At 57.0% G+C, this 20,655-nt stretch carries 17 protein-coding genes; 5 read left to right on the forward strand and 12 right to left on the reverse strand.

Features of this window, described 5'->3' with window-relative positions:
• Positions 1–57: 57 nt before the first annotated feature.
• The 5 genes from RY075_RS18155 to cysG are packed head-to-tail and all read right to left on the reverse strand — an operon-like array spanning position 58 to position 4,758.
• Positions 58–384, reverse strand: a complete 327-nt coding sequence (locus tag RY075_RS18155; RefSeq protein WP_006811767.1) for a DUF3561 family protein — start codon at positions 382–384, stop codon at positions 58–60.
• A gap of 58 nt (positions 385–442) precedes the next feature.
• Positions 443–1,048, reverse strand: a complete 606-nt coding sequence (cysC, locus tag RY075_RS18160; RefSeq protein WP_022651775.1) for an adenylyl-sulfate kinase — start codon at positions 1,046–1,048, stop codon at positions 443–445.
• A complete protein-coding gene (cysN, locus tag RY075_RS18165) occupies positions 1,048–2,472 on the reverse strand; it encodes a sulfate adenylyltransferase subunit CysN (RefSeq protein ID WP_045331308.1) in 1,425 nt (474 codons plus the stop codon). Before cysN ends, cysC begins: the two co-directional genes overlap by 1 nt.
• Positions 2,473–2,481: 9 nt before the next feature.
• The gene (gene cysD / locus RY075_RS18170) at positions 2,482–3,390 is read right to left on the reverse strand and encodes a sulfate adenylyltransferase subunit CysD (RefSeq protein ID WP_006811770.1); all 909 of its coding nucleotides are present in this window, start codon (positions 3,388–3,390) and stop codon (positions 2,482–2,484) included.
• Between the two features lie 9 nt (positions 3,391–3,399).
• Positions 3,400–4,758: a siroheme synthase CysG gene (gene cysG / locus RY075_RS18175; protein ID WP_022651777.1), complete on the reverse strand. Its 1,359-nt coding sequence runs from the start codon at positions 4,756–4,758 to the stop codon at positions 3,400–3,402.
• Positions 4,759–4,995: 237 nt separating this feature from the next.
• Between cysG and RY075_RS18180 the strand changes: the two genes are divergently transcribed.
• Complete coding sequence (locus RY075_RS18180) at positions 4,996–6,039, forward strand: aminopeptidase (protein WP_045343683.1); 1,044 nt, start codon at positions 4,996–4,998, stop codon at positions 6,037–6,039.
• A 544-nt stretch (positions 6,040–6,583) separates the two neighbouring features.
• Here RY075_RS18180 and cysH read toward each other — a convergent pair.
• The 3 genes from cysH to cysJ are packed head-to-tail and all read right to left on the reverse strand — an operon-like array spanning position 6,584 to position 10,851.
• A complete protein-coding gene (cysH, locus tag RY075_RS18185; protein WP_003862694.1) occupies positions 6,584–7,318 on the reverse strand; it encodes a phosphoadenosine phosphosulfate reductase in 735 nt (244 codons plus the stop codon).
• Between the two features lie 15 nt (positions 7,319–7,333).
• On the reverse strand, positions 7,334–9,046 hold the full coding sequence (gene cysI, locus RY075_RS18190; RefSeq protein ID WP_003862696.1) for an assimilatory sulfite reductase (NADPH) hemoprotein subunit: 1,713 nt from the start codon (positions 9,044–9,046) through the stop codon (positions 7,334–7,336).
• Entirely contained in the window at positions 9,046–10,851 is a 1,806-nt protein-coding gene (gene cysJ, locus RY075_RS18195) for an NADPH-dependent assimilatory sulfite reductase flavoprotein subunit (RefSeq protein ID WP_003862698.1), read from the reverse strand. Before cysJ ends, cysI begins: the two co-directional genes overlap by 1 nt.
• A 303-nt stretch (positions 10,852–11,154) precedes the next feature.
• Here cysJ and queD point away from each other — a divergent pair, with 303 nt between their 5' ends.
• On the forward strand, positions 11,155–11,520 hold the full coding sequence (gene queD / locus RY075_RS18200; RefSeq protein WP_006811776.1) for a 6-carboxytetrahydropterin synthase QueD: 366 nt from the start codon (positions 11,155–11,157) through the stop codon (positions 11,518–11,520).
• Here queD and RY075_RS18205 read toward each other — a convergent pair.
• Positions 11,505–13,859, reverse strand: coding sequence for a helix-turn-helix domain-containing protein (locus RY075_RS18205; protein WP_063401856.1), 2,355 nt, complete (start codon positions 13,857–13,859; stop codon positions 11,505–11,507). The two genes, queD and RY075_RS18205, sit on opposite strands and share 16 nt — an antisense overlap.
• A 171-nt stretch (positions 13,860–14,030) precedes the next feature.
• Here RY075_RS18205 and RY075_RS18210 point away from each other — a divergent pair, with 171 nt between their 5' ends.
• Positions 14,031–15,200, forward strand: coding sequence for a M20 aminoacylase family protein (locus RY075_RS18210; protein ID WP_109949012.1), 1,170 nt, complete (start codon positions 14,031–14,033; stop codon positions 15,198–15,200).
• Between the two features lie 27 nt (positions 15,201–15,227).
• A complete protein-coding gene (locus RY075_RS18215) occupies positions 15,228–16,625 on the forward strand; it encodes an MFS transporter (protein WP_109949011.1) in 1,398 nt (465 codons plus the stop codon).
• 17 nt (positions 16,626–16,642) lie between these two features.
• Here the strand turns inward: RY075_RS18215 and queE are convergent, their stop codons facing one another.
• The 3 genes from queE to RY075_RS18230 are packed head-to-tail and all read right to left on the reverse strand — an operon-like array spanning position 16,643 to position 19,635.
• A complete protein-coding gene (gene queE, locus RY075_RS18220; protein WP_006811780.1) occupies positions 16,643–17,314 on the reverse strand; it encodes a 7-carboxy-7-deazaguanine synthase QueE in 672 nt (223 codons plus the stop codon).
• A gap of 54 nt (positions 17,315–17,368) precedes the next feature.
• Positions 17,369–18,076 carry an N-acetylmannosamine-6-phosphate 2-epimerase gene (locus RY075_RS18225; RefSeq protein WP_109949010.1) on the reverse strand — a complete coding sequence of 236 codons (708 nt, stop codon included), beginning with the start codon at positions 18,074–18,076 and terminating at the stop codon, positions 17,369–17,371.
• On the reverse strand, positions 18,076–19,635 hold the full coding sequence (locus RY075_RS18230) for a PTS transporter subunit EIIC (RefSeq protein WP_302378591.1): 1,560 nt from the start codon (positions 19,633–19,635) through the stop codon (positions 18,076–18,078). Before RY075_RS18230 ends, RY075_RS18225 begins: the two co-directional genes overlap by 1 nt.
• A 167-nt stretch (positions 19,636–19,802) precedes the next feature.
• Between RY075_RS18230 and RY075_RS18235 the strand changes: the two genes are divergently transcribed.
• Positions 19,803–20,627, forward strand: coding sequence for a MurR/RpiR family transcriptional regulator (locus tag RY075_RS18235; protein ID WP_032610051.1), 825 nt, complete (start codon positions 19,803–19,805; stop codon positions 20,625–20,627).
• The last annotated feature ends 28 nt before the right edge of the window (positions 20,628–20,655 follow it).

Here is a 20,655-nt window from a genome sequence, read left to right on the forward strand (position 1 = left end):
TCATCATCCCATAACTTTCCGCTGGACTCTACTGCGGGGTTTTAATTATGCCGTAAGTTAGCCCATCAGCCATAAAAACAGCAGGCCAAAGATGACCACAACGGTGGCGATAGTGATGAGCGTACTATACAGGAGCTTGCCGTTGAAAAGGGAGTGCAGCGCCACGCCCACAACCACCGCAACGGGCATCAGCGCCAAAAAGAAAGGCCAGGTATAGAGGAAGAAAAAGAGGGTGTTACCACCGTAGATCAAAAACGGGATACCCAGCGCCAGTAGCCACGACACAAAGCCGACTATCGCCCCAGGGAAGGACCAGGTCGTCTCGTCGTCGGTCGTTAACGGTTCCGACCCGGTGGTAATCATGTAGTTTTCACTGTTGCGCATAGCTAATCCTGTGACCGTGACTCATCGCTCGGGAAGACAGCTCCCGAACGATACCGTCTCAGGATCTGATAATATCGTCCCGTCTGAGCAGGTCTAATAATTGGCTTACTAAATTTGTTACCAATTGTTGACCTTCCAGCTGAATCTCAGGGGATTCAGGCGCTTCGTAAACGGAGTCAATGCCGGTGAAGTTTCGCAGCTCTCCCGCGCGGGCTTTTTTGTACAGCCCTTTAGGATCGCGCGCTTCGCAGATTGCCAGCGGGGTATCCACAAACACTTCAATAAAGCGATTCTGCCCCACGCGCTCACGCACCATCTGACGTTCGGCGCGGTGCGGTGAGATAAACGCCGTCAGCACCACCAGCCCGGCATCCGCCATCAGGCTGGCGACTTCCCCCACCCGACGAATGTTCTCTTTACGATCTTCATCGCTGAACCCTAAATCGCTGCACAGGCCGTGACGCACGTTGTCGCCGTCCAGCAGGTAGGTGCTCACCCCCTGCTGATGCAGCGCCTCTTCCAGTGCGCCTGCCACCGTGGATTTACCGGAGCCAGACAGCCCGGTAAACCACAGCACAACCCCACGGTGACCGTGGAGCTGTTCGCGCTGGGCGACGGTGACCGGATGAGGATGCCACACGACGTTCTCATCATGGGCGGCCATCACTTGCCTCCCAGCAGATCGCGTGCGCCCCAGTGCGGGAAGTGCTTACGCACCAGCGCGTTCAGTTCCAGCTCGAAGGCGCTGAACTCAGACGTCACGCTCGCCTGCGCGTCAGGCTCGCGCACCATGCCGGCACCGACGGTAACGTTCGTCAGGCGGTCAATGAAGATGAGCCCGCCCGTAACAGGATTCTGCTGATACGGATCCAGCACCAGCGGCTCGTCGAAGGTCATATCCACCAGACCGATGCCGTTCAGCGGCAGCTCGCTCACGTCACGGTGGGTCAGGTTGTTGATGTCCACCTGGAACTGAATGCCGTCCACGCGGGCGCGGGTTTTCTTGCCGGCGATTTTAATGTCATAGCTCTGGCCTGCGGTCAGCGGCTGTTCCGCCATCCACACCACGTCCACGGATGCGCCCTGCACCGCCGCCAGCGTTTCCTGCGCGTCGACCAGCAGGTCGCCGCGGCTGATATCAATTTCGTCTTTCAGTACCAGGGTTACCGCTTCACCTGCTCCGGCTTCCTCCAGATCGCCATCAAAGGTGACGATTCGGGCAATGGCCGATTCCACACCGGACGGCAGCACCTTCACGCGCTGGCCCACTTTGACCGAGCCGGACGCAATGGTGCCCGAGAAGCCGCGGAAATCGAGGTTCGGACGGTTCACGTATTGCACCGGGAAGCGCATCGGCTGGGTATCAACCACGCGCTGAATTTCAACGGTTTCCAGCACTTCCAGCAGCGTCGGGCCGCTGTACCACGGCATGTTCCCGCTCTGAGAGGCGACGTTATCCCCTTCCAGCGCCGACAGCGGCACAAAGCGAATATCGAGGTTGCCCGGCAGCTGTTCAGCAAAGGTCAGGTAGCTCTGACGGATCTCGTCGAATCGCGCTTCGCTGTAGTCCACCAGATCCATTTTGTTCACCGCCACCACCAGATGTTTGATCCCCAGCAGCGTAGAGATAAAGCTGTGACGACGAGTCTGATCCAGCACACCTTTACGGGCGTCAATCAGCAGGATCGCCAGATCACAGGTGGACGCGCCGGTCGCCATGTTACGAGTGTACTGCTCGTGCCCCGGGGTGTCGGCGATAATAAATTTGCGCTTTTCGGTAGAGAAGTAGCGATAGGCGACATCAATGGTAATGCCCTGCTCGCGCTCCGCCTGCAAGCCGTCTACCAGCAGCGCCAGGTCGAGTTTTTCGCCCTGGGTGCCGTGGCGTTTACTGTCATTGTGCAGGGAAGAGAGCTGATCTTCGTAGATCTGGCGCGTGTCGTGCAGCAGACGTCCTATCAGGGTGCTTTTCCCGTCATCAACGCTGCCGCAGGTCAGGAAACGCAGCAGACTTTTGTACTGCTGGGCGTGCAGATAAGCTTCTACGCCGCCTTCATCGGCAATTTGTTGGGCAATAGTCGTATTCATGGCGGCTCCTTAGAAATAACCCTGACGTTTCTTCAGCTCCATGGAGCCTGCCTGGTCGCGGTCAATCACGCGGCCCTGTCGCTCACTGGTGGTCGACACCAGCATCTCCTCGATGATCTCCGGCAGCGTCTGCGCACTGGATTCCACCGCGCCGGTCAACGGCCAGCAGCCGAGAGTACGGAAACGGACCATCTGTTTTTTGATCACTTCGCCCGGCTGTAAATCAATGCGATCGTCGTCGATCATCATCAGCATGCCGTCGCGCTCCAGCACCGGGCGCTCGGCCGCCAGATACAGCGGAACGATCTCAATATTTTCCAGATAGATGTACTGCCAGATATCCAGCTCGGTCCAGTTGGAGAGCGGGAAGACGCGAATACTTTCGCCCTTGTTGATCTGGCCGTTGTAGTTGTGCCACAGCTCCGGACGCTGGTTTTTCGGGTCCCAGCGGTGGAAGCGGTCGCGGAAAGAGTAGATACGCTCTTTGGCGCGGGATTTCTCTTCGTCACGGCGCGCGCCGCCGAAGGCCGCATCAAAACCGTATTTATTCAGCGCCTGCTTCAGCCCTTCGGTTTTCATGATGTCGGTATGCTTGGCGCTGCCGTGCACGAACGGGTTGATACCCATCGCCACCCCTTCCGGGTTTTTGTGCACCAGCAGCTCGCAGCCGTAGGCTTTGGCGGTACGGTCACGAAACTCGTACATCTCGCGGAATTTCCAGCCGGTATCCACGTGCAGCAGCGGGAACGGCAGCGTACCCGGATAAAACGCTTTACGCGCCAGGTGCAGCATGACGCTGGAATCTTTACCGATGGAGTACATCATCACCGGGTTAGAAAACTCGGCGGCCACTTCGCGGATAATGTGGATACTTTCCGCTTCGAGCTGCCGCAGGTGAGTAAGTCGTTTTTGGTCCATAACCGTTCCTTAAGCCAAATTTATAACAGAAGCGCCAAAGCCTTCTGTGTCGGTTGTGTGTTGGAACCAGGCGAGCGTGCTGTGCAGCTGCACCACTTCTCCCACCACAATCAGGGCGGGCATTGGGGCGTCTTTCGCCAGGGTTGCAAGGTCTTGTAAAGTGCCGATGGCGACATGCTGATCGACGCGTGTCCCGCGGGAGATCACCGCTACCGGCGTCGCCGCATCGCGACCGTGCTGAATAAGCTGTTCGCTGATGTCTGCCGCTTTCATCGTGCCCATATAAATCGCCAGCGTTTGCCGGCTCTGGGCGAGATGCGACCAGTCAAACGGCGTACTGTCGGCTTTATAGTGCCCGGTCACAAAGGTCACGCTCTGGGCGTAATCGCGATGGGTCAGCGGAATACCGGCGTAGGCCGTGACGGCAGACGCCGCCGTAATGCCGGGAACCACCTGGAACGGGACGCCCGCTTCGGCTGCCGCCTGCAACTCCTCGCCACCACGACCGAAGATAAACGGATCGCCCCCTTTCAGGCGCACCACGGTTTTGCCCGCTTTCGCAGCGGCAATCAGCATTTGATTGGTGTCGTGCTGTGGCACGGAGTGCTCGCCGGCACGTTTGCCGACGCAGATTTGCTCCGCGTCACGGCGGATCAGCTCGCGAATACCGTCGGTGACCAGGTGGTCGTAGAACACGACATCCGCATCCTGAAGAACCTGGAGGCCACGCAGCGTGAGCAGCCCGGCATCGCCCGGCCCGGCGCCCACCAGAATGATCTCCCCGCCCGTACTGCCGGGGTTATCCAGTTCGTCTTCGAGGATTTGTTGCGCCGCCGTCTCGTTACCGGCCTGCATCAGGCTGGCAAAGCGGCCGCGAAACACACGCTCCCAGAAGCGACGGCGTTCCGTCACGCTGGTCAGACGCGTTTTCAGATGGTTGCGCCAGTAGCTGGCCTTCTCCGCCATGCGTCCGAGGCTGGTCGGCAGCAGCGCTTCGATTTTTTCTCTCAGCACGCGCGCCAGCACCGGGGCGGTGCCGCCGGAGGAGATCGCCACCAGCAGCGGCGAGCGGTCGACAATCGACGGGAAGATAAATGAACATAACGGCTGGTCGTCTACCACGTTCACCAGGCGGTGACGGGCCTGGGCTGCGTCGGAGATTCGGCTGTTGAGCGCCCGATCTTCGGTTGCCGCAATCACCAGTACCACGCTGTCGATCTGAGACTCTGCAAAATCCGCCTCTGCAACGATCTGCACCTGCGCCCCGGCGCGTTGCAGGAAGGCGATTTTGCGATCGGCAATTTCACCCGTCCCGACAACCAATACCGGTCGGTCTTTTAAGGCAGCAAAAAGGGGGAGATAGTCCACAGGCAACAACTCACTAACAACCACGAATAAAGGGACTATAGGGGGCGGCTTAGATCGAATGAAATTACGAATTGGAATGAGTAGTTACTCAATGGAATAACGCCGTGGAAAAGCAAATATCAAAAAGTGCTTAACACGCGAAATTTCGGGCATTTAAGAGCAATTCAAATTGTGTCTACCCGATCACAGTTTCATACTATGCGGGTTAAAATTTTGCTCTGTTTTTAAGGACTCACTATGTTTTCCGCAATGCGCCACCGATTCGTTACCCTGGCGCTCGGCGTTTGCTTTATCCTTCCGGCTCAGGCAAAAAATCCATCTTACGGTGAAATAGCCAGTATGCAGGCGCGGCATATTGCGACGGTCTTTCCGGGCCGTATGACCGGAACCCCAGCCGAGATGCTCTCGGCAGACTATATTCGTCAGCAGTTTGCGGATATGGGCTATGAAAGCGACATTCGCGCTTTCCACAGCCGCTACATCTATACCACTCGCAATAAAACGCAAAACTGGCATAACGTAACCGGCAGCACGGTTATTGCGGCGCACGAAGGAAAGGCGGCTGAGCAGATTATTATTATGGCGCACCTTGATACCTACACGCCGTTGAGCGATGCCGATGTCGATAATAATCTCGGCGGGCTGACGCTTCAGGGACTGGATGATAATGCGGCGGGTCTGGGCGTGATGCTTGAGCTGGCCGAACGCCTGAAGAATATTCCGACGAAATACAGCATTCGCTTTGTTGCGACCAGCGGCGAAGAAGAAGGAAAACTCGGCGCTGAGAATCTCCTTAAGCGCATGAGCGCTGAGGAGAAGAAAAATACGTTGCTGGTGATTAACCTCGATAATCTGATCGTGGGGGATAAGCTCTATTTTAATAGCGGACAGAGCACGCCGAGCAGCGTACGTAAACTCACCCGCGACCGCGCGCTGGCGCTTGCCCGCACGCATGGCGTCTATGCCGCGACAAATCCGGGCGGTAACCCGGAGTATCCTAAAGGCACAGGCTGCTGTAATGACGGTGAAGTGTTTGATAAGGCGGGCATTCCGGTGCTGTACGTCGAGGCGACGAACTGGGCGCTGGGCAAAAAAGATGGCTATCAGCAGCGCAGCAAATCGAAAGCCTTCCCGGACGGGACCAGCTGGCATGATGTGCGGCTGGATAATCAGCAGCACATTGATAAAGCGCTGCCGCAGCGGATTGAGCACCGCAGCCGGGATGTCGTGAAAGTGATGCTGCCGCTGGTGAAGGAGCTGGCGAAAGCGGGGAAAGCCTGAGGCCGTTAAGCATAGTACGGCCTTATGCCCTCACCCCAACCCTCTCCCACGGGGCTGAGGGTTCCCCACAAAATAATGCCTGCACAGACGGCCCCCTCTCCCTTGAGGGAGAGGGCTGGGGTGAGGGGGAACATACGGCTCTGGTGGTCATTCCGTTCACTTTATGTTCCTTGCTACTCTGTCACGACATGACCGGTGAACGTGCCAGGGTGGCTCAGTCGCCACCACCCTGGCGACCCGGGCTTCCGGCGGAAAATCGCCGCTTCGCGGTGCCTTCGGCTTATTCCTTCCGGCTTATCGGGGACGGGCGGAGGTAACATCCCTGTAAAGCCCGCCCTCTCGGCGCATCCCTGCGCCTCGCCCCGGCCTACAGGAAACGCCTCAGCGATTTACAGCCGGACCGAAGCATCGCTGAAAGCCCTCAGTTATTCTGAGGCAACGTTATCGCTTTTGCTTTCGAATTACTGGGGAACCACCCACGGGGAGAGGGAGAATTAAGCCTTTGTAGGCCCGGTAAGCGCAGCGCCACCGGGCAAAAAGGTTATCACCCTTCGTGCAATCCGCACTCGCGCTTCAGCCCGAAGAATCGCGTCTCTTCTTCCGCCATTCCCGGTTCCCATTTACGCGTGGTGTGGGTGTCGCCTACCGACAGGTAGCCTTGATCCCACAGCGGATGGTACTTCAGCCCGTGCTTTTGCAGATACTGGTACACCGTGCGGTTATCCCAGTCGATGATCGGCAGCACTTTGAACACGCCGCGCTGCACCGCCAGCACCGGCAGCGTTGCCCGGCTCCCGGACTGCTCGCGGCGCAGGCCCGCAAACCAGGTCTGAGCGTTCAGTTCTTTTAGCGCCCGGTTCATCGGCTCGACCTTGTTGATCTCATTGTATTTCTCAATGCCCTCAACGCCCTGCTCCCACAGCTTGCCGTAACGCGCCTCCTGCCAGGCCGCGCTTTCCGTCGCACGGTAGACTTTCAGGTTCAGCCTGAGCTTATCCGTCAGCTCGTCGATAAACTGATAGGTCTCCGGGAACAGATAGCCGGTATCGGTGAGGATCACCGGAATGTCCGGACGGATCTGATTCACCAGATGCAGACTGACCGCCGCCTGAATGCCAAAGCTCGACGAAAGCACATAGTCTCCCGGCAGGTTTTCCAGCGCCCACGCCACGCGCCCTTCGGCGTCCAGCTTTTCCAGTTGGGCGTTAGTTTCTGCGAGTGCCAGAATGCGTTCGACTTTTGGCAATGCGTTAAGCGCGTTTAGATCGAGTACGGACATAAATACCTCTCGTGGTTACTCCCAGAAATCCCTTGCGGGATCGAGCACCGGGCGAATGATGCCCGCACGTACCGTAAAGTCGCCGAAGCCTTCACCCGCTTCGCGCTCTTTCGCCCAGCGTCCGATAAGCACGTCGAGGGAATCGAGAATTTCCGGCTCGGTGATGTTCTCGCGGAACATACGCGGAATACGCGTCCCGATACGGTTACCGCCCAGGTGCAGGTTATAGCGACCCGGCGCTTTCCCTACCAGACCGAGTTCGGCCAGCATCGCGCGACCGCAGCCGTTCGGGCAGCCCGTCACGCGCATAACAATATGCTCGTCCGGAATACCGTGTTTTTCCAGAATCGCTTCCACTTTATCAGTGAAGGACGGCAGGAAACGCTCGGCTTCGGCCATCGCCAGCGGACAGGTCGGGAACGACACGCAGGCCATCGAGTTTTCACGCTGCGCGCTCACCGCATTCATCAACCCGTGCTCGCGGGCCAGCTCTTCAATTCTCGCCTTTTCGCTTTCCGGCACGCTGGCGACGATCAGGTTCTGGTTAGCGGTGATACGGAACTCGCCTTTGTGGATCTTCGCGATTTCCAGCAGGCCGGTTTTCAGCGGACGGCCCGGATAATCAAGAATACGGCCGTTTTCGATAAACAGCGTCAGGTGCCATTTATTATCGATACCTTTAACCCAGCCGATGCGATCGCCGCGACCGGTAAATTCGTAAGGGCGGATCGGCTCAAACTTGATGCCCGCGCGACGCTCCACTTCTTCTTTGAACGTCTCGACGCCTACGCGCTCCAGAGTGTATTTGGTTTTCGCGTTTTTACGATCGGTACGGTTACCCCAGTCGCGCTGGGTAGTAACCACCGCCTCAGCCACTGCCAGCGTGTGCTCCAGCGGCAGGAAGCCGAACTCGCTCGCGGTGCGGGCGTAGGTTTTCTTGTTCCCATGCTCAATGGACAAACCGCCGCCCACCAGCAGGTTAAAGCCGACCAGCTTGCCGTTTTCGGCAATCGCCACGAAGTTCATGTCGTTGGCGTGCAGGTCGATATCGTTCTGCGGCGGGATCACCACCGTGGTTTTGAACTTACGCGGCAGGTAGGTCTGACCGAGGATCGGCTCTTCATCGGTGGTGGCGACTTTCTCCTGATCGAGCCAGATCTCCGCATAGGCACGCGTGCGTGGCAGCAGATGTTCGGAGATTTTTTTCGCCCACTCGTACGCTTCGGCGTGCAGTTCGGACTCGTACGGATTCGAGGTGCAGAGCACGTTACGGTTCATGTCGTTGGCGGTCGCCAGCGCGTCCAGACCCACGGAGTGCAGCATCTGGTGAACCGGCTTGACGTTCTTCTTCAGAATGCCGTGGAACTGGAAGGTCTGACGGTTGGTCAGACGAATGCTGCCGTAAATCGTGTTGTCATGGGCAAACTTGTCGATCGCCTGCCACTGTTTAGTGGTGATGATGCCACCCGGCAGACGACAGCGCAGCAGCATCGCGTGACGCGGCTCCAGCTTCTGCTCGGCACGTTCGGCGCGGATATCGCGGTCGTCCTGCTGGTACATACCGTGGAAACGGATCAGCAGGAAGTTGTCGCCTTTGAAACCGCCGGTCAGGCCGTCATTTAAATCTTCGGCAATGGTACCGCGCAGGTAGTTGCTCTCTACCTTCATGCGCTCGGCATCAGACAGTTTGCCTTCGACCACCAGTGGGCCAGGATGTTTTTCGCTCATTAGTAGACATCTCGCTGATAACGGCGCTCTACGCGCAGCTCACTTAAAAATTCATCCGCCGTTTCGGCATCCATACCGCCGAATTCGGCAATCACTTCCAGCAGTGCCTGCTCAACGTCTTTCGCCATGCGATTGGCGTCGCCGCAGACATAAATGTGGGCACCGTCATTGATCCAGCGCCACAGCTCTGCGCCCTGTTCGCGCAGTTTGTCTTGTACGTATACTTTTTCTTTCTGGTCACGAGACCAGGCCAGATCGATGCGGGTCAGCACGCCCTCTTTGACGTAGCGCTGCCATTCAACCTGGTAGAGGAAATCTTCGGTAAAATGCGGGTTGCCGAAGAACAGCCAGTTTTTACCCGGTGCCTCGTCCGCTGCACGCTGCTGCATAAAGGCGCGGAACGGTGCGATGCCGGTGCCCGGGCCAATCATGATCACCGGCGTTTCCGGGTTCGCCGGCAGACGGAAGTTGTCGTTGTGCTCGATAAAGACGCGCACCTCGCCCTCTTCTTCCACGCGGTCGGCCAGGAAGCCCGAGGCCCCGCCCGCCCGCGCGCGGCCTTCGATGTCGTAACGCACCACGCCAACGGTGATGTGGACTTCGTTTTCCACTTCCGCCTGTGAGGAGGCGATGGAGTAAAGACGCGGCGTCAGTGGACGCAGCAGGCCGATCAGCGCGTCGGCATCCAGCTGTGCCGGTGAGAAACGCACCATATCGACAATCGGCGTTGTCGCCGCGTATTGCTGTAACTTCGCCTTATCCCCGACCAGCGGAAGGAGCGATTCGCTGCGGGTTAAGGTGGCGTAGTTTTCAACGATGTTGGCGGTGTTCACCGTCAGCTCGAAATGCCACTGAAGCGCCTCAGAGAGCGGTAAGGTTTTACCCTCCACCTGGACCGGCTCCGTACCTTTCAGCCACAGCAGTTCGACCAGCTCTTTCACCAGCGCCGGATCGTTCTGATACCAGACGCCCAGCGCATCGCCAGGCTGATAACGCAGGCCGGAGTCACCGAGATCGATTTCGATATGGCGCACGTCTTTTTCCGAATCACGGCCCGTGATTTTCTGGTTTACCGACAGGGTCGCCGTCAGCGGCGCCTCTTTCGTGTAAGGGCTGGTGTGGATTTCGTTGACGGTGCCCGCTGCGGTAACGGCGGCCTGCGCTGGCGTCTCTTTCGGGACGCGGGCCTTCAGCACCTCAACGATGCGCGCCCGCCATTCGGCGGCGGCGGCCTGGTATTCGACATCAGCGTCTACGCGATCCAGCAGGCGCTCTGCACCCAGCTCCGCCAGCTTGCTGTCGAAATCTTTACCGGACTGGCAGAAAAATTCATAGGACGTGTCACCGAGGCCGAAGACGGCAAAGGCGGTGCCCTCGAGCTTTGGCGCTTTTTTCGAGAACAGGAACTTATGCAGCGCGACGGCTTCTTCCGCAGGCTCGCCTTCGCCCTGCGTTGACGCCACCACCACCAGCAGTTTTTCTGACGCGATCTGTTTGAATTTATAATCCCCGGCGTTGACCAGGTTAACGTTCAGCTTCGCGGCGAGCAGGTCATCACGCAGCGCTTCGGCCACACGACGGGCATTACCCGTTTGCGAAGCGGAGATAAGCGTGATGGCAGGAATTTCAACGGCCGTTGGCGGGACGCCAGCCACAGCACCCGGCTGCTGGTTCAGCATTCCCCAGAAATAGCCGGAGACCCAGGCGAGCTGGGTGGGTGAAAAATCGGAAGTCGCGGCCTGGAGGCGCGCCAGTTGCTCCGGGTTAAGGGGAAGCAAATTTGAAGGTGGGGCCTGTGTTGTCATGCGTCGTTATGTTCCAGTAGCAAAGCGGACTTTAAGCGAATAAATCCAAACTGAAGATAAGGTTAACGGCGGGGATAATAACAATTAAAGAAGGGATGGAAATAATAAATAACCAAATGGACTAACCTGTTTTAGTTATCGTTCTTAACGATAAAAGCGATTAAATAACCATCTGAAATAAAACAAAAAAAGTCGATAAACACCATGAATACGAGGCGGCGACAGTTCAGAGCCGTTTTAGTTAATGATAAAAATTGTGCTTTCCGGTACTATGCGGCGGTTTTTTCCGCATTCCTGAGAGCTATGATGTCCACCACACTGTTTAAAGATTTCACCTTCGAAGCCGCACACCACCTTCCACACGTTCCTGCCGGGCACAAATGTGGCCGCCTGCATGGACACTCGTTTATGGTGCGTCTTGAAATCACCGGTGAAGTCGATCCCCATACGGGCTGGATCATGGACTTTGCCGAACTGAAGGCCGCGTTTAAGCCGACCTACGATCGTCTCGATCACTACTATCTGAATGATATTCCGGGCCTTGAAAACCCGACCAGCGAGGTGCTGGCGAAATGGATTTGGGATCAGATGAAACCGCTGGTCCCGCTGCTGAGCGCGGTGATGATCAAAGAGACCTGCACGGCAGGCTGCGTCTACCGCGGGGAGTGAATCTCCTCCGTTTCGGCCTCACGAGGCACGAGCGGCGTAAACTCGTAGAGCACCAGCGCATTACTCTCCAGTGATTCACTCAGTTGCCAGCCGTCATAAAGGCGTTCATCGCGTACGGAAAGCGTTGGACGCGCTTTATGCGCTATCCAGCGCCACATCTCTTCATCAGGGCCGCTTTCGCTGCCAACCCCTTCAAGCAACGGATAGAGCGCGCCGTTGTGCTGATCAAACAGATGGCATTTAATTCGCCATTTACCGCGCATTCCCTTCAGGTGTAAATGATACTGCTGGCGAAAACGCTGGATGAAGGCTTCTTCACTGGATAGGAGCGGATTAAAAACCACCACATTACGCAGCAACAGCTGATAACCATTGCGATGGCGCGTAAGCAGGACACGCTTATCATTGACCAGCACCTCGCCCCGCAGACGTTGCCAGAGCCAGAGTACCCAATAAACCGGACGCGGCAGACCATGGTTATACTGTAGCGCAAGGCTTGAGGTATCGATGGTGTTGTTCGCACGGGCTTCTCCCTGAAGGCCCGAATTGAGCCAGAATCCCGCCAGCCAGACCTGCTCCGAAAGCCCGAGCAGGTTCTGCATCAGCAGCGCCCCACGAAAAAACCAGCCGTTTGTCGCCCGCGTGTTGCCGGTGAGGGTATTCCAGGAGAGAAGCCAGACGGGAAGCGAACATTTTCGCAGGCGAAGGGCAGCGAGGATCTGGCGGACCTTCAGTATCGGATAATTTTCCGTTGAGGAGAGAGGGGTTACCTCCAGCTGCGCGGGATCGAGAAGTTCATTGGCATCGGCAGAGCAGGCAAGAAAATCGGCCTGCATCAGGATGGCTGAACTGAACAGGGTATCGTCGCTTACGCCCGCGCTGACGGGGGCAAATCGGTGCCATAAACCAAACTTTGCCTGCGGAAGATAAGTTCGTATTGCCTTTTGCTGGGCCAGCCAGACCTGCTCCCGGGTCTCCTCACTCGCCTGTGTTGACCAGTGCATGACGAAGTGCCAGCCCGCGGTGATCTCTGGCGCAAAATGATTAACCGACTGTTGTAAAAAGCGGGTGAGAAGATCGCGGCGGGTCGTTACGCCGGTGTGCAGTAGCACCGTCCACTGCTTTTTTGCCAGCCAGGTGAAGAGCTGATGCAGATTGTACCAGCAGGCGTAGCCCGCCATCTGGGGGTCATCCCACCCGGTAGCAAACAGACGACTGCTGAGAAAAGGTTCGGCGATATCAATTCCCTCAATGGGAATGGCCTCATTTATCGCCTCCAGATTTTGTCGAACGTCCTCACGGAGCAAATCGTCGAGCTCACGCAGGGTAATGACCACCCGCATACGGCGCAGCGAGGCAGAAAGAGGATTGAGCTGCTCAAGATCCAGTCTCTGCTCCTGCTGCGGGTGAACGATGAGCGGCGAGGCTCCCCAACCGCGCGCCACCGGTTCATTGAGCAGGCTAAACAGCTTGTCCACGGCGACCGGATAGCGCTGCTCACGCCTGTCCGTCCGAATACGTGCCGCCTCCGGGTGCTGGCGTCGGGCCTTACGAAACTCACCCGGAGACATATTGTGAACACGCCTGAACCGATCGCTCATCATACGCGTGCTGGCGAAACCCTGCTCAAGCGCAATCTGGTGCAGCGGTCGGTTCGTCAGCCGGAGAGCGTCGGCCGCCTTTTCCAGCCGCAGGTGGGTGATGTACTGCATGAAACTAATCCCCACCTCCTTGCGAAAGAGACGAGAGAGCCAGGCTTCAGAAACATATTCACTCGCGGCGATTTCCGCAAGCGTAATACGGCGGGAATAACTGGCATTGATCCGCTCTATCACCCGGGCGATGCGTTTGCTGTGCGCTGAGGAAAGTTCCCGGGACAGCATACGGGCGGGCTGTTGAAAGCGGCTGGTCAGCAACAGCAAAATCTCGCTCAGCCAGCGGTACGCCTCCAGCCGGTAGCGGTGCGGGTCGTTGATGAGGGTGACCACAAGAAGCTGGCGCAGCAGATCGCGAAGCGCATCGCACTGGGGCCAGACGCCTCCGGCTTCTGCCGGTACAGCATAATCATGGGCAAAAAAATCATTGCAGAGCTGGACGACCCAGCGCCCGGAAAGGGTTACGCGCAGGGTGACATTTGCCGTTTCGCTCGTGAACTGCCAGCGCCGATGACGGTTGATGATGGCAAGGGTATTGGCCTCCAGGATGTCACGTCCCGCATCGGTGTTCAGCTCTGCCCGCCCTTCCAGCACCCAGAGCAACGTTAGCGTATCGCCTTCATCCTCCACGCAGTGGCGAATGTCCTGAATCTCTATCCAAAATTCATCTCCCCGTTGCGCCATCTTACCCCTCATCAAAGACAAATAATGACCTGCTCTTTTTTGTCATAACTGAATTGTATGAAAAACAATCAAAACAAAGCCGTCGCTTTACAACAAAAAATTGCATTTTCAGGCAGTACGATCGTCATAGACTCGAAATTATCATCGTTTGGCAGAAAAAGGATAACAAAAATGACACATCCAATTATCGAAGCTCTGCGTGGCAACGAAGCTCGGTTCACTGAATTACGGCGCTATTTTCATCAGCATCCTGAAATTGGTTTTGAGGAGCACAACACGAGCGATCGCGTTGCTGCGCTGCTTCAGGAATGGGGATATGAGGTTCATCGCGGGCTGGCGAAAACCGGTGTGGTCGGCACACTGAAGGTGGGTAACGGGCATAAACGCCTGGGCCTGCGCGCCGATATGGATGCGCTGCCAATGCAGGAAAACAACGGCAAGGCGTGGAGTAGTACCGTTGAGGGTAAATTTCACGGCTGCGGTCATGACGGCCACACCACAACGCTCCTGTATGCAGCGGAGTACCTGGCACGCACCCGCAATTTTAACGGCACGCTGCACCTTATTTTTCAGCCCGCGGAAGAACTTCTGTATGGCGGACGCGTTATGGTAGAGGACGGTTTGTTTGACCTGTTCCCCTGCGACCACATCTTTGGTCTGCACAATATGCCGTCACAGCCCCTCGGAAAAATTGGTCTGCGCGATGGCGCCATGATGGCCTCTTCCGACACTCTTCATATTGAGGTTAACGGCGTGGGTGGTCACGGCGCGGTGCCAGAACATACCGTTGACGCCACCCTGGTTGCCTGTCATATCACTATCGCGTTGCAGTCGATTGTTTCGCGCAACATTACCCCCTTCCAGCCAGCCGTCGTTACCGTAGGCAGCATTCAGGCCGGGCACGCCCCCAACATTATCAACGACAAAGTGTTGATGAAACTTACCGTGCGCACGCTGGATGAACGCGTGCGGCAAACCGTGCTACAGCGTATCCATGATATCGCCGTTGCACAGGCGGAAAGTTTCAATGCGACGGCCACCATTCGACACATTAACGGCAGCCCGGTACTGAAAAACAATCCGCAAGCCAACGAGATGGTGCGCAGCGTCGCCACCGATCTGTTCGGTCAGGATGCCGTCACGGAGGTCAATGCGTTTATGGGCAGCGAGGACTTTGCTTTCATGCTCGAGAAAAATCCCAATGGATGCTATTTCACCCTTGGCGCCGGGGATGAGCCTGACCGCTGCATGGTACATAACCCGGGTTACGACTTTAACGACAACATTCTCCTCACCGGCGCGGCGCTGTGGGCCGCACTGACCGAACACTATCTGCGCTGATTCGCACCTTCCCGGGAGGGCTGCACTATGAGTACCGTTTCCCTGACAGGCGCATCCGCCTACGCCGGTAACGATCGGCTGCTGGCGGGTATCGTCATGAGCGTTCTGACATTCTGGCTGTTTGCCCAGTCGGTTATCAACGTGGTTCCGGCCATGCAGAATAGCCTCGATATTGCCCTCGAAACCCTTACGCTGGCCGTCAGCCTGAGCGCATTGTTCAGCGGCTGTTTTGTCGTTGCCTGCGGTGGGTTTGCCGATAAGTTTGGGCGCATGCGACTGACCATGATTGGCCTGATCCTGAGCATGATCGGGAGTGGTCTGCTGTTCATTTCATGGGAGCCCGTCCTGTTTCTGTTGGGAAGAGCGATACAGGGGCTATCAGCGGCCTGCATCATGCCCGCCACGCTGGCGCTGATTAAGACCTGGTATGACGGTAAAGCACGCCAGCGGGCCATCAGCTTTTGGGTTATCGGCTCCTGGGGCGGCAGTGGCCTGAGCTCGTTTGTGGGAGGCGCCATCGCTACCACGCTGGGCTGGCGCTGGATATTTATTTTCTCCATGGTGGTGGCTCTGGCCGCGCTATTGCTTATCCGCGCCACCCCGGAAAGCCGCAGCCCTGATGCGTGTCGACACAAACTGGATATCAGCGGCCTGGTGAGTTTTGTCCTTATGCTGGTGCTGTTCAATCTGTTTATCAGCAAAGGACACAGCTGGGGCTGGAGCAGCAGTTTATCGCTTCTTGTACTGTGTGGAGCCGTGATTGCACTGATGTGTTTTGTCGTTACCGGGCGACGGAAAGGCGATGCGGCACTGATCGATTTCGCCCTGTTTAAAAACCGGGCCTATAGCGCCTCGGTATTCTCAAATTTCCTGCTCAACGGCTGCATTGGCACCATGATGATCGCCAGCATCTGGTTGCAGCAAGGCCATCATCTGTCACCGCTACAGACCGGCATGATGACGCTGGGGTATCTGATTACCGTACTGGCGATGATCCGGGTGGGTGAAAAACTGCTTCAGCGCTATGGCGCCAGGCTGCCGATGATGACCGGCCCGCTGCTGACCGCAACAGGTATTTCGCTGATTTCATGCACCTTCTTAAGCAAAGAGGTCTACATTGTCACCGTCTTTCTGAGCAATATTTTATTCGGGCTGGGGCTCGGATGTTACGCCACGCCCTCAACGGACACGGCGGTAATGAATGCCCCTGAAAACAAAGTGGGGGTGGCTTCAGGGATCTATAAGATGGGCAGTTCCCTGGGCGGCGCAATGGGGATCGCGGTCACCGCATCGCTGTACGCCCTATGGCTGCCGATGGGAACGGCCAGTGCCGCGCAGTATGCCTTGCTGTTCAACAGTGCGATTTGCCTTGGGTCGGCAGTCGTGACCTGGGCTTTACTGCCAACAACAAAAGCCCCGCGTTAAGCGGGGCCACAAAAGTATCAGGCAATGTTCAGATATTTGTGCGTCTGCATCGACAGGCGCCAGTTGCGGGCGATACAGGTTTCAATGCACAGACGGGTCGCATCGTCTTTCTGGCTGATAGGCTGTAGCGCGATCACGCGCTGCTTTTCGTCCGTCAGCGTCGCCAGCAGTTCGTCCAGCGCTTCGATGTCACGCACGCGCCCCACCGGATGTTTGATCTCATCAGCACGCTCAAGCGCCTGCGATAGTACGTCATACCCGCCGCGCATATTCACTTTCGGTGAAACCGTTACCCACGTTGAATGGGAGCAGCGCACTTCATGGGTACCGCTGGTTTCAATCTGACAGCTATAGCCGTTCTTCTCGAGCAGTTCGGTGAGCGGCATCAGATCGTGAATGCAGGGTTCCCCGCCGGTGATCACCACGTGCCGCGCCGTCCAGCCCTGACGACCAATAATGGCAAGCAGATCTTCCGCGCTGCCCGCGCCCCATTTATCGCTCTCTTTGGTTTTCGCCAGAATGCTGAACAGCGACACTTCCCGATCTGCGAGCTTATCCCACGTATGTTTGGTATCACACCAGGCGCAGCCAACCGGGCATCCCTGTAAACGAATAAAGATAGCGGGAACGCCGGTAAAGTAACCCTCGCCTTGAAGGGTCTGGAACATCTCGTTAATCGGGTACTGCATAGTCAACTCTGTTAAGGGGATAAACGATAAGTATCGCAGATCCCCGTCAGATGATCATGCTCCATCGGTGCTTTGCGCGCCAATTGCCGCCATAAACCGTTCCGTAATTTGCTGCGGTCGGGTGATCGCCCCGCCGACGACAACCGTGTGCGCCCCCAGCGCCAGACACCTGGCCGCGCGATCGGGGGTATCCACGTTACCTTCGGCTATCACGGGGATCGTGACGGCAGACAGCACCTCTTTCAAAAACGCGCAGTCATTTTCCGGTAGCGAATGGCCCGCGGTCTCCGCCGTATAACCGTAAAGGGTGGTTCCGACACAATCAAATCCCAGCGCCTGCGCGGTCACGGCCTCCTGCACGGTGGCAATATCCGCCATCAGCAGCAGCGACGGGTAACGGGTGCGGATCTGCGCGATCAGCATGTCCAGCGATACGCCACCGGGCCGTTTCCGGGCGGTCGCATCCAGCGCAACGATCTCCGGGGCGACCGCCATCAGCTCATCCACTTCTTTGAGCGTCGCGGTGATGAACACCTCGCTGTCCGGATAGTCTCGTTTGATGATGCCGATGACCGGCAGTGAGACCAGCCCTTTGATAGCCACGATATCCACCACGCTATTGGCGCGGATCGCAGCGGCACCGCCCTGGGCCGCCGCCAGCGCCATTCGCGACATAATAAACGGGCTGTGCAGCGGTTCGTTTTCCAGCGCCTGGCAGGAGACGACCAGTTTTCCTTTCAGGTTATCCAGTACAGTTTTCATTACGATAAGATCTCTTCCACTTCGTTTTTGATAATGGTGACGTGCGGGCCATAGATGACCTGGACACCGTTGCCGCGGACGATTACGCCGCGCGCGCCGGTCGCTTTCAGTGCAGATTCATTGACTTTGCTACCGTCTTTCACCGTGACGCGAAGGCGCGTGGCGCAGCAGTCAACGTCATCCAGATTGTCTTTTCCTCCCAGCCCGGCGATCACCGCCGCGGCGCGCTCGCTTTGCGGCAGGGTAGCCTCGTCAGCCAACGCCTCCTTTTCACGGCCCGGCGTGGCAAAATCAAAACGTTTGATCAGATAGCGGAAGGTACAGTAGTAAAGGAAGAACCACGGTACGCCCACCAGCGGGACGACCATCCAGTTAGTTTTCGCTTCCCCCTGCAAAATGCCGAACAGCACGAAATCAATAAACCCGCCGGAGAAAGTTTGTCCGATGGTGATGTGCAGAATGTGCGCGAGCATGAACGCCAGCCCGTCAAACAGCGCATGAATGACGTACAGCACAGGGGCAATAAACAGGAATGAGAACTCGACAGGCTCAGTAATGCCGGTCAGGAAAGAAGTTAACGCCGCAGAAAGCAGCAGCCCGGCGACGCGCTTCTTATTCTCCGGCCTGGCCGTGTGGTACATCGCAAGGCAGGCGCCCAGCAGGCCAAACATCATGGTAATAAAGCGCCCGGACATGAAGCGCGACGTGCCCTCATAGAAATGCTGCGTGTTCGGGTCGGCGAGCTGGGCGAAGAAGATCCGCTGTGTGCCCTCAACCAGGTGACCGTTAACAATTTCACTGCCGCCAAGCGCGGTGGTCCAGAACGGAAGATAGAAGATGTGGTGCAAACCAAACGGGCCAAGCATGCGCAGGATAAAACCGTACAGCAGGGTGCCCAGATAGCCGGTGGCGTCCACCAGACCGCCGAGGCCAAAGATCAGCTTCTGAAAATGCGGCCAGACCACGATCATCAGCGCGCCGACGAGTATCGCCGCCAGTGAGCTGATAATGGGAACGAAGCGTGAGCCGCCAAAAAAGCCCAGGAATTGCGGAAGCGCGATTTTATTAAATCGATGATGCAGTGCGCAGGTCACCAGCCCAATAACTACCCCACCAAACACGCCCGTTTCAAGCGTCTGAATACCCAGCGTCATGCCCTGCCCTACGGCGCCCGGGTTCTCATGCGCCAGTTTTCCGGTCAGGATCAGCAGCGCATTGATAGTGGCATTCATCACCAGATAAGCGAGCAACGCCGCCAGCCCTGCCGTGCCTTTATCATTTTTCGCCAGCCCAACGGCGACCCCAACAGCAAACAGTACCGACAGGTTTGCAAACACAATCGAGCCTGCGCTGCTCATGATGGTAAAGATGGCCTGTAGCCAGCCAACGTCTAAAAATGGATACGCGGTAAGCGTATTCGGATTCGATAGCGCCCCGCCGATCCCCAGCAACAGACCTGCTGCGGGCAGTATGGCGATGGGTAACATAAAGGATTTGCCGAAGCGCTGCGCTTTTTCAAACCATCCGCCGGAAGACGCTCCGCTGAACATTTGCATCATTTTTTTATCCCCCTGGTTATTGATGAAAATTTTTACCACATATATTTTTAATTGTGAAAATTACCACCAAAAAACCAGGACACCGATCATACTTTTTCGAAATGACTGGCATCTCTCCCCCGCTTTCCGCCACACTAGTTGGCAGAGAAACGCATTAAGGATCTAGCATGTCGGACCATGAAAACCTGCTGCTGAAGCTACGCCAGGAGGCTTCCGGGTACAGCCCAACGCAACAAAAACTGGGGGAGTTTGTCCTCAACGATCCTGCCAGGGTGCTCTACCTGACGATCACCGAGCTGGCGCGTGAAAGCGGCACCAGCGAGGCCAGCGTCACACGCCTTTGCCGCACGCTGGGCTGTAAGGGATATAACGAATTTAAAATGGCGCTTGCGCTGGATATTCAGCAGGGTTTGCCGGAGCGTCAGGCAGGAGATGCAATAGATAACGTGGTGGATGAGTCTGTCCAGGCGCTGCAAGATACCGCAAAACTCCTCGACCGGGCCCAGCTTGAACAGGCGACACTGGCCCTGCATCAGGCGCAGTCAGTGCAAATTTACGGAGTGGCGGCCAGCGCGATTCTGGGGGAATATTTGCATTACAAGCTCCTGCGGCTGGGCAAACCCGCGCAGCTGTTTAGCGATATGCATCGCGCGGCCATGAATGCGGCAACGCTGTCTGACGAGACGCTGGTGGTCGCTATCTCAAGTTCGGGATCGACCCGCGATTTACTCCACGTCGTGAAGCTAGCCCGCAAGCGGGGCGTTAAGGTACTGGCGCTCAGCAATACGCCTCGCAGCCCGCTGGCCTCCCTGAGCGATTTACAGCTGGTTGCAGCCAAACCCGAGGGACCGCTGAGCGCGGGTGCGCTCAATGCCAAGGTTGGCGTGATGCTGCTGGTTGAACTGCTAACCACTTCCCTTATTGCAGTAGACAGCCATTACGGTGACGTTAGCCAGCAAACGGCAAGCGCCACGTTGCCGCTTCTGCTATAGAAAACAAAAAACCCGCCGAAGCGGGTTT

This window comes from Enterobacter sp. JJBC (genome assembly GCF_036936505.1).
Classification (GTDB): Bacteria; Pseudomonadota; Gammaproteobacteria; order Enterobacterales; family Enterobacteriaceae; genus Enterobacter; species Enterobacter hormaechei_C.

What these genes read in the sequence shown, in the direction of transcription:
- RY075_RS18155 (WP_006811767.1), bottom strand. Translation starts at nt 384, where the DNA reads ATGCGCAACAGTGAAAACTACATGATTACCACCGGGTCGGAACCGTTA.
- cysC (WP_022651775.1), bottom strand. Translation starts at nt 1,048, where the DNA reads ATGGCCGCCCATGATGAGAACGTCGTGTGGCATCCTCATCCGGTCACC.
- cysN (WP_045331308.1), bottom strand. Translation starts at nt 2,472, where the DNA reads ATGAATACGACTATTGCCCAACAAATTGCCGATGAAGGCGGCGTAGAA.
- cysD (WP_006811770.1), bottom strand. Translation starts at nt 3,390, where the DNA reads ATGGACCAAAAACGACTTACTCACCTGCGGCAGCTCGAAGCGGAAAGT.
- RY075_RS18180 (WP_045343683.1), top strand. Translation starts at nt 4,996, where the DNA reads ATGTTTTCCGCAATGCGCCACCGATTCGTTACCCTGGCGCTCGGCGTT.
- cysH (WP_003862694.1), bottom strand. Translation starts at nt 7,318, where the DNA reads ATGTCCGTACTCGATCTAAACGCGCTTAACGCATTGCCAAAAGTCGAA.
- cysI (WP_003862696.1), bottom strand. Translation starts at nt 9,046, where the DNA reads ATGAGCGAAAAACATCCTGGCCCACTGGTGGTCGAAGGCAAACTGTCT.
- cysJ (WP_003862698.1), bottom strand. Translation starts at nt 10,851, where the DNA reads ATGACAACACAGGCCCCACCTTCAAATTTGCTTCCCCTTAACCCGGAG.
- queD (WP_006811776.1), top strand. Translation starts at nt 11,155, where the DNA reads ATGATGTCCACCACACTGTTTAAAGATTTCACCTTCGAAGCCGCACAC.
- RY075_RS18205 (WP_063401856.1), bottom strand. Translation starts at nt 13,859, where the DNA reads ATGGCGCAACGGGGAGATGAATTTTGGATAGAGATTCAGGACATTCGC.
- RY075_RS18210 (WP_109949012.1), top strand. Translation starts at nt 14,031, where the DNA reads ATGACACATCCAATTATCGAAGCTCTGCGTGGCAACGAAGCTCGGTTC.
- RY075_RS18215 (WP_109949011.1), top strand. Translation starts at nt 15,228, where the DNA reads ATGAGTACCGTTTCCCTGACAGGCGCATCCGCCTACGCCGGTAACGAT.
- queE (WP_006811780.1), bottom strand. Translation starts at nt 17,314, where the DNA reads ATGCAGTACCCGATTAACGAGATGTTCCAGACCCTTCAAGGCGAGGGT.
- RY075_RS18225 (WP_109949010.1), bottom strand. Translation starts at nt 18,076, where the DNA reads ATGAAAACTGTACTGGATAACCTGAAAGGAAAACTGGTCGTCTCCTGC.
- RY075_RS18230 (WP_302378591.1), bottom strand. Translation starts at nt 19,635, where the DNA reads ATGATGCAAATGTTCAGCGGAGCGTCTTCCGGCGGATGGTTTGAAAAA.
- RY075_RS18235 (WP_032610051.1), top strand. Translation starts at nt 19,803, where the DNA reads ATGTCGGACCATGAAAACCTGCTGCTGAAGCTACGCCAGGAGGCTTCC.